Origin of the sequence: Sphingomonas sp. Leaf38 (genome assembly GCF_001421825.1) — a bacterium.
Taxonomy (GTDB): domain Bacteria; phylum Pseudomonadota; class Alphaproteobacteria; order Sphingomonadales; family Sphingomonadaceae; genus Sphingomonas.
The window spans coordinates 151,081-158,784 of record NZ_LMLD01000004.1 but is presented as its reverse complement, the minus strand read 5'-3'; the positions used below and the strand labels follow the sequence as shown (position 1 = coordinate 158,784).

Below are 7,704 nucleotides of genomic sequence, written 5' to 3'. Positions count from 1 at the left end.
GGGGAAGGGAAACGCTCGTTCCGTGTCCTCCCCCTCCGTCGCCTTCGGCGCCACCTCCCCCTGGCGGGGGAGGATCGTTTCGGGTCAGCGCGCGGGTGGGACCAGCGTGACGCGGAGTGCGATCCGCTTAACGTCCCCCGGCGCCACCTCGAACACACCGGGCTTGTCGCGGAACTCGCCGGTATAGCCCTCGGGGTCGGCGATGCCGTGCCAGGGTTCGACGCAGACATAGGCGGCGCCGGGCTTGGTCCAGAGGCCGAGCTTGGGCGTGTCGGGAAAATCGATCCGCAGCTGCGGGCCGTGCTCGGCGCCATAGGTGACCGAGTCGGAGCGGACCGTGTCCCAGACCAGCGCGTCCTTCGCGAACAGGTCGTCGCGCAGGCGCAGCGTGCGGCCCTCCAGCGGCGAGGGACGCTCGCCCTCGGCGATCGTGCCGTCGTCGGCGATCATGCGCAGCGTGTCGGGCTCGTCGGCCGAGAAGACGATGCGGTGGTCGGCGCGATCCTGCCCGTAAGGCAGCGGCCAGGCGAAGGCGGGGTGGAAGCCGAAGCTCGCCGGGAGGGCTTGCGCGGCGGGGTTGGTGATCGCGACGTCGATGGCGAGCGTCGCGTCGGCCAGGACGAAGGTGATCGTCAGCGCGAAGTCGAATGGATAGACCGCGCGCGTCTCGGGCGTGGCCTCGAGCGTGAAGGCGACCGATCCGGGCTGCTGTTCGGACACGGCGAACGCCATGCGGCGCGCGAAGCCGTGCTGCTTCATCGGGTATTCGGTGCCGTCGATGCGGATCGTGTCGCGGTAGGGGCGACCGACGACGGGGAAGAGGATCGGCGCGTGGCCGGTCCAGAAGGCCGGGTCGGCATCGGTCATGAGCTCGCGGCCGGCCGCGTCCTTGAGCGAGGTGAGTTCGGCGCCGAGCGGGTTGATCTGCGCGGTCAGGTGGTCGTTGGCGATCGTGATGAGGTCGGTCATGTCTGTACTCCGCTACGGTCGGCCATTTTGTACGCTACGCCGCGCGTCATCCCCGCGGAGGCGGGGATCCAGAGTGGCAGCGCTCCCGATAGAAGCGCTTGGTCAGCCAGTATGGATCCCCGCCTTCGCGGGGATGACGAAGGGTGTTGGGGAGCGTTACGCGCGTAGGCTCGCGCCTTGTTTCGTCGCCGCGGCGACGACCTTGTCGGCCACCGCCTTGATCTCCTCGTCGGTGAAGCTCTTGGCGGTGGGTTGCAGGACGATCTCGACCGCGACCGACTTGTGGCCGTCCTCGACGCCCTGGCCGGTGAACACGTCGAACACGCGCGCGGAGACGATCGCGGCCTTGTCGGCCCCCTTCACCGCGCGGACCAGCGTGTCGGTGGCGAGCGCCGCCGGCACGAGGAACGCGAAGTCGCGGCGGACCGCCTGGAGCGCGGGCGGCGTGTAGGCAGGACGCGCGAACCCAGAGGCACGCTTGGGCGGGATCGCGTCGAGATAGATCTCGACCGCGGCGACCGCGCCGTCGAGGTCGAACGCCTTCAGCACCGACGGGTGGAGCATGCCGAAGCTCGCCAACACCGTCTTCGGCCCGAGCCGGAGCGTGCCCGACTGACCGGGATGCCACGCATCACCGGCTTCTCCCATAACCTGGAGATTGTCGACGGGTGCGCCCGAGGCGGCGAGGAGCGCGATCGCCTCGGCCTTAGCGTCATAGGCGTCGAAGCTCGCTGCCTTGCCCTCGCGCCAGCCGCGCGGGCGGCGGTCGCCCGCCAGCACCACGCCGAGCGTCGCGCGTTCGGCCTCGGCGAGATAGCGGCGGCCGATCTCGAACAGGCGGACGCTTTGCTGGCCGCGCTTGAGGTTGCGGCCGGTCGCGGCGAGCAGGCCGGGGAGCAGCGAGGGGCGCATGACCTTCAGGTCTTCGCTGATCGGGTTGGCGAGCGTCCACGCGCCGCCGCCGAACGGTGCGGCTTCGGCCTCCGAGAGGAAGCTCCACGTCACTGCTTCGTCGAGCCCGCGGGCTGCGGCGGCGCGGCGTGCCCGGCGTTCGAGCTTCTGTTCGGGCGTGGCGGTGGGCTTGGCGACGCCGGGTAGGCGCGGCAGCGGGGTCGAGGGGATATTGTCGATGCCTTCGATCCGGACGACTTCCTCGACGAGGTCGGCGGGGCCGTCGACGTCGCGGCGCCACGTGGGGACCGTCACCGGCCATTTGCCCTCGATCGTCGAGAACAGCGCGTCGCTGAACGCATCAGCGGACTTGATCGCGCCGATCGTGAAGCCGAGCGACAGGAGCGTGCGCGCCTGGCGTTCGGGGGCGACGTGGAGGCCGCCCAGGTCTGCGCTGAGGCGGGGGTCGTAGTGGATCACGCGGGGCTCTACCGGTGCTTCGCCCGAGCGCGTGACGGCGCTCGCGGTGCCGCCGCAGATGTGGAGCACGAGCGCGGTGGCGATCGCGAGGCCGTCGTCGAGGAACGCCGGATCGACGCCACGTTCGAAGCGGCTGCGCGCGTCGGAGGTGAGCGTGAGCTTCTGGCCGGTGCGCGCGATATGGTCGGGATCGAAATAAGCGCATTCGATCAGCACGTCGGTGGTGTCCGCGGAGACGCCCGAATGCTCGCCGCCCATGATGCCGCCGATATCGTGGACGGCGGTGTCATCGGCGATGACGGTCATGGTTTCGTCGAGGGTGTAGGTCTTGCCGTTGAGCGCGACGACCTGTTCGCCGTCCTTCGCTCTCCGCGCGACGAGGCCGCCCGACAGCTTGGCGCGGTCATAGACGTGCAGCGGGCGGCCGAGGTCGATCATCAGATAGTTGGTGATGTCGACCAGCGCGGAAATCGGCTTCTGGCCGATCGCGAGCAGGCTGCGGCGCATCCAGTCGGGCGAGTCGCCGTTGGTCACGCCGGCGACGGTCTGCGCGAAGAAGGCGGGGCAGCCGGCGGTGTCCTCGGTGCGGACCGACGGGCCAGCGCCGTCGGTGACGATCGGATCGAAGATCAGTGGCGTGAGCGTGCCCATGCCGGCAGCGGCGAGGTCTCGCGCAATGCCGCGCACGCCCATGCAGTCCTGGCGGTTGGGGGTGATCGCGACGTCGATGACGGGATCGGTGAGCCCGGCATAGTCGGGGTACGGCGTGCCGATCGGCGCATCCTCGGGCAGCTCGATGATGCCGTCATGATCCTCGCCGAGTTCCAGCTCGCGCGTCGAGCACATCATGCCGTTCGATTCGACGCCGCGGATGCTGGCGAGCTTGAGCGTCACGTCGAGACCGGGGACATACGCGCCGGGCGCCCCGAACACGCCGACCAAGCCGGCGCGCGCGTTGGGCGCGCCGCAGACGACCTGGAGCGGGCCGTCACCGGCGTCGACCGACAGGATCTGCAGTTTGTCGGCTTGCGGATGGCGTTCGGCGCTGAGCACCTTGGCGATGCGGAACGCGGCGAGTTTCTCGCCGGGATTCTCCACGCCTTCGACCTCGAGGCCGATGCGGGTCAGCGCGTCGACGATCTGGTCGAGCGTGGCGGTGGTTTCGAGGTGCTGCTTGAGCCAGCTGAGCGTGAACTTCATGCGCCGACTCCGGCCGACAGAGTGGGGACGTCGAGACTCGAGAAACCATAATGTTTCAGCCAGCGGATATCGCCGTCGAAGAACGGGCGAAGGTCGTCCATGCCGTATTTGAGCATCGCGAGCCGATCGATGCCGCAGCCGAACGCGAAGCCCTGCCACTCGTCGGGATCGAGCCCGCACGCCTCGATCACTTTCCGATGGACCATGCCGCTGCCCAGAACCTCGAGCCAGCCATCGGGCTCCGCGCCGCCGACGACGCGCTTGCCCTTGACCAGCGTGTAGCCGACGTCGATCTCGACCGAGGGTTCGGTGAACGGGAAATAGCTCGGGCGCATCCGCAGCACGATGTCGTCGCGCTCGAAGAACGCTTTCACGAAGGTTTCGAGCGTCCACTTCAGGTGGCCGAGCGTGATGCCCTTGTCGATCACGAGGCCCTCGACCTGGTGGAACATCGGCGTGTGCGTGGCGTCCGAGTCCGAGCGGTAGGTGCGGCCCGGCGCGATGATGCGGATCGGCGGCTTTTGGCTCAGCATCGTGCGGATCTGGACGGGCGAGGTGTGCGTGCGGAGCAGCGAGAAGGTCGTCTTCTCATCGGCGGTGCCCGCGGCCTTCGCGTCGATCCCCTGCTGGAGATAGAAGGTGTCGTGCATCGCGCGCGCCGGATGCGTCTCGGGGATGTTGAGCGCGGAGAAATTGTGCCAGTCGGTCTCGATCTCGGGCCCGGTCGCGACCGCGAAGCCGAGGTCGGCGAAGATCTCGGCGAGTTCGTCCATGACCTGGCTGACGGGATGGATCGTGCCGGGCGTGGGCGCGTCGGCGGGGAGCGTCATGTCCAGCGTTTCGCTGGCGAGGCGTGCGTCGAGCGCGGCGCGTTCGAGCGTCGCCTTGCGCTCGGCGATGCCGTTCGCCACGGCCTCACGGAGCCCCTGGATGAGCGGGCCCTGCACGAGGCGCTCGTCGGGGGTCATCTTGCCGAGCGTTTTCAGCAGCGCGGTGATCGTGCCCTGCTTGCCGAGCGCCTCGACCCGGCACGCCTCCAGCGCGTCGAGGCCGGATGCCGCGGCGATCGCCGTCAACATGTGTTCGCGCATCTGGTTCAGGTCTTGCGTCACGTCATACTCCCAGGGCGGGTTCGGTCGGCAGATCGGGTAGGCGGGGCAGCCCCGGACCGATACCCAGATCGTCCCAATTTTCGTTGTGCGCTTCGATCAGTTCGATCTTCCACGCTCTTCGCCATTCCTTCAGCCGCTTCTCGCGAACGATCGCGGCCTCCATACTGTCGAACATCTCGTAATAGGCGAGACGTCTGATGCCGTACCGGCGAGTGAAGCCGGGGATCAACCCCTCGCGGTGCTGAACCAGCCGCGCGAGCAAGTTTGAGGTGACACCGATGTAGAGCGTGCCGTAGCGGCGGGAGGCGAGGATGTAGACGCAGGGCTGAAAGGTTTCGCGCATTTCTTGCTCCCCCTTGATCGCCCTCCCCCCGGATCTTCTAAATCCGTCATCCCGGCGGACGCCGGGACCCATGGCTGCGGGCCGGGTGATGATAGCACGTTATCGCTGGGTCCGCCGTAACCGTGGGTCCCGGCGTTCGCCGGGATGACGGAGGGGGGGATGGCGGGTCGGCGAACCCCAGACACGAAAAGGGCGCCGGTGGTTTCCCACCGGCGCCCTTTCGAACCTCAACCTGCAGATCGCGAGTTACGCGGCCTGGGGGAGTGCGGCCTTCGCCTGGGCGACGATCGCGCTGAAGGCTGCGCCCTCGTGCATGGCGATGTCGGCCAGGACCTTGCGGTCGAGCTCGATACCCGCAAGCTTCACGCCGTGCATGAACTGCGAATAGGTCAGACCCTCGGCGCGGACGCCGGCGTTGATGCGCTGGATCCAGAGGCCGCGGAACGTGCGCTTCTTAACCTTGCGGTCGCGATATGCGTACTGTCCGGCCTTTTCGACGGCCTGACGGGCGATGCGGATGGTGTTCTTGCGACGGCCATAATAGCCCTTCGCCTGAACCAAAATACGCTTGTGCTTGGCGCGGGTGGTAACACCCCGTTTTACGCGTGCCATTGTCTAATTCCTTCTCAGCTCAACGCAGGCCGTAAGGCGCCCAGGCCTTCACTGCTGCGGTATCGGCCTTGGACAGCAGCTTGGTGCCGCGGTTCTGACGGATGTACTTGCCGTTGTGATGCGCCAGACGGTGACGCTTGCCGGCGACGCCGTGCTTGAGCAGGCCGGTGGCGGTGAGCTTGAAGCGCTTTTTGACGCCGCTCTTGGTCTTCAGCTTGGGCATTTTTATCCTTTCGGTTGACGAAGGGAAACGCTGAAATCGCCGCGGCAGCCCACACTGGCCGGGCGATTCGTCGAACGCGTATCCCTTCGAGGAAGCGGCGCCGATACCCGCATCGGTCCGAAATCTCAAGTCGCATTCCCGCAATAATGCGGCATCCGACCATAGTGGAACCGCTACGCCCGCCATGCGATAGGCTTATCATGGACGCCAGCCCGACGCAGCCGATCGACGCCCCCTCCCCGGCCCCAGGACCCGCGGACCCGCCAGCGCGTCGCAAGCGGCGGATCCTGCGGAACATTCTGATCGGGATCGTCGCGGTGATCGCGGCGATCTGGCTGGTGCTCTACATCACAAAGGGGCGCTTCCTGAAGCATCCGTTCGAGCGGATCGTCGGGTCGATGACGCACCGCACGGTGACGGTCGGCGGCGACTTCCAGCTCTATTTCGCACCGTTCCGAATCAAGTTTTACGCCGAGCGCTTCACGCTCTCCAACCCCGATTGGGCGAGCCGACCCAACCTGTTTCAGGCGGACAAGCTTGACACGCGGATCGCACCCTTGTCGCTGATCTTCGGCAAGCGTCGGCTCTACTGGCTCGATCTGGTCAACGGCGCGGTCGATCTGGAGTGGAACGCGGCGCATACCGCCAATACGTGGACGTTCAGCGAGAAGAAGGGCGGCAAGCCGCTCGAATTCCCGCGGATCGACGTGGCGACGGTGACGGGCACGAGCGTGCGCTATCTCGATCCGCGGATGCGCGTGCTCGCCAATCTCGACGTCGCCGACATCCGCTCGGTCGATGCGACGATCGGACGCGCCGTCGGCCTCAAGGGCACCGGCCGCCTGCGCGAGACGCCGTTCACCGTGACCGCGCAGCTCTTGTCGCCCGACGCGACGGCCAACCGGGGAGAGAACAAGCTGGTCGCGCGGATGCGCGCGGCGGGCAACGTGATCGACGTCGCGGGCACGCTGCCGAGCATCGCCGATGTCGAGGACGTGCCGCTGGCCGTCACCGCGCGCGGGGCCAATCTGTCGACGTTGCTGGGCGTGATCGACGTCGCGATCCCGAACACGCGCACCTACCGGCTGCGCGGCCAGATGGTGAAGCATGGCGAGGAATATCGCTTCACGCATATCAAGGGCGTGGCGGGTCGCACCGATCTAGCGGGCAAGCTGACGATCGTGAACGGTGAGCGGATCCATCTCGATTCGGTGCTGGCGACCAAGAGCCTCGACATCGTCGATGCCGCGCCGTTCATCGGCTACAATCCCGACATCGTCGAATCGAAGGGCGCGGTCGCCGCAGCGGCGGCGACGGGGGCGGCACCGCAACGTCTGCTGCCCAACGCGGCGCTGCCGATCGAGACGATGCGGCTGTTCGATGCCGATCTGAAATGGACGATCGGCGTCGTCAAATCGAAGAACATCCCGATCTCCAACGTCGACCTGACGCTCGACCTCGAGCGCGGGCGGCTTGCGCTGTCGCCGCTGACCTTTGCGATGGCGCGCGGCAATGTGGCGTCCGACGTGGTATTCGACACGCGCGCACGGCCGAGCGCGGTGTCCTACGACATCCGGCTCGCACCGACGCCGCTCGGGCGGCTGTTGAAGGGATATGGGCTCGCCGAGGCGGGAACGACGGGGACGATCAGGGGCCGGATCGAGTTGAAGGGCCGCGGCGATTCGGTCCATGACTCGCTGGCGTCGTCGCGCGGGCGGATCGCGTTCGTAATGCCGTCGGGTGCGCTGTCGGTGCGCAACATCCAGCTCGCCGAGCTCGACATCGGCACGTTTGCGCAGCGGATGTTCCAGGGGAAGCTCAAAGAGCCGGTGCAGGTGAATTGCGGGCTGATCGGCTTTACCGTGCGCGGCGGC

7 protein-coding genes are annotated in these 7,704 nt (G+C 67.4%); 1 reads left to right on the top strand and 6 read right to left on the bottom strand.

All coding sequences use genetic code 11. The features are described 5' to 3' along the window. Positions 1–84 precede the first annotated feature (84 nt). The 6 genes from ASE88_RS00955 to rpmI form a co-directional block, all read right to left on the bottom strand. On the bottom strand, positions 85–969 hold the full coding sequence (locus ASE88_RS00955) for an aldose 1-epimerase family protein (protein WP_055881944.1): 885 nt from the start codon (positions 967–969) through the stop codon (positions 85–87). Between the two features lie 156 nt (positions 970–1,125). Beyond that, positions 1,126–3,540: a phenylalanine--tRNA ligase subunit beta gene (pheT, locus tag ASE88_RS00950; protein WP_056474295.1), complete on the bottom strand. Its 2,415-nt coding sequence runs from the start codon at positions 3,538–3,540 to the stop codon at positions 1,126–1,128. Further along, positions 3,537–4,631 carry a phenylalanine--tRNA ligase subunit alpha gene (gene pheS, locus ASE88_RS00945; RefSeq protein WP_200910118.1) on the bottom strand — a complete coding sequence of 365 codons (1,095 nt, stop codon included), beginning with the start codon at positions 4,629–4,631 and terminating at the stop codon, positions 3,537–3,539. The genes pheT and pheS overlap by 4 nt, the downstream gene beginning before the upstream one ends. A 22-nt stretch (positions 4,632–4,653) precedes the next feature. Next, positions 4,654–4,995 carry a GIY-YIG nuclease family protein gene (locus ASE88_RS00940; protein WP_056474288.1) on the bottom strand — a complete coding sequence of 114 codons (342 nt, stop codon included), beginning with the start codon at positions 4,993–4,995 and terminating at the stop codon, positions 4,654–4,656. A 246-nt stretch (positions 4,996–5,241) separates the two neighbouring features. Continuing rightward, entirely contained in the window at positions 5,242–5,607 is a 366-nt protein-coding gene (rplT, locus tag ASE88_RS00935) for a 50S ribosomal protein L20 (RefSeq protein ID WP_031395288.1), read from the bottom strand. Positions 5,608–5,626: 19 nt separating this feature from the next. Then, positions 5,627–5,830 (bottom strand): 50S ribosomal protein L35, encoded by a 204-nt coding sequence (gene rpmI / locus ASE88_RS00930; protein ID WP_031395289.1) that lies wholly within the window; start codon positions 5,828–5,830, stop codon positions 5,627–5,629. A gap of 200 nt (positions 5,831–6,030) precedes the next feature. Between rpmI and ASE88_RS00925 the strand changes: the two genes are divergently transcribed. Continuing rightward, positions 6,031–7,704: AsmA family protein (locus ASE88_RS00925; RefSeq protein WP_235527615.1), on the top strand; the 1,674-nt coding region annotated here is incomplete at its 3' end.

Excerpts from the sequence above, each read along its gene's own strand:
- pheT (WP_056474295.1), bottom strand. The coding sequence starts at position 3,540 with ATGAAGTTCACGCTCAGCTGGCTCAAGCAGCACCTCGAAACCACCGCC.
- ASE88_RS00955 (WP_055881944.1), bottom strand. The coding sequence starts at position 969 with ATGACCGACCTCATCACGATCGCCAACGACCACCTGACCGCGCAGATC.
- pheS (WP_200910118.1), bottom strand. The coding sequence starts at position 4,631 with ATGCGCGAACACATGTTGACGGCGATCGCCGCGGCATCCGGCCTCGAC.
- rplT (WP_031395288.1), bottom strand. The coding sequence starts at position 5,607 with ATGGCACGCGTAAAACGGGGTGTTACCACCCGCGCCAAGCACAAGCGT.
- ASE88_RS00940 (WP_056474288.1), bottom strand. The coding sequence starts at position 4,995 with ATGCGCGAAACCTTTCAGCCCTGCGTCTACATCCTCGCCTCCCGCCGC.
- rpmI (WP_031395289.1), bottom strand. The coding sequence starts at position 5,830 with ATGCCCAAGCTGAAGACCAAGAGCGGCGTCAAAAAGCGCTTCAAGCTC.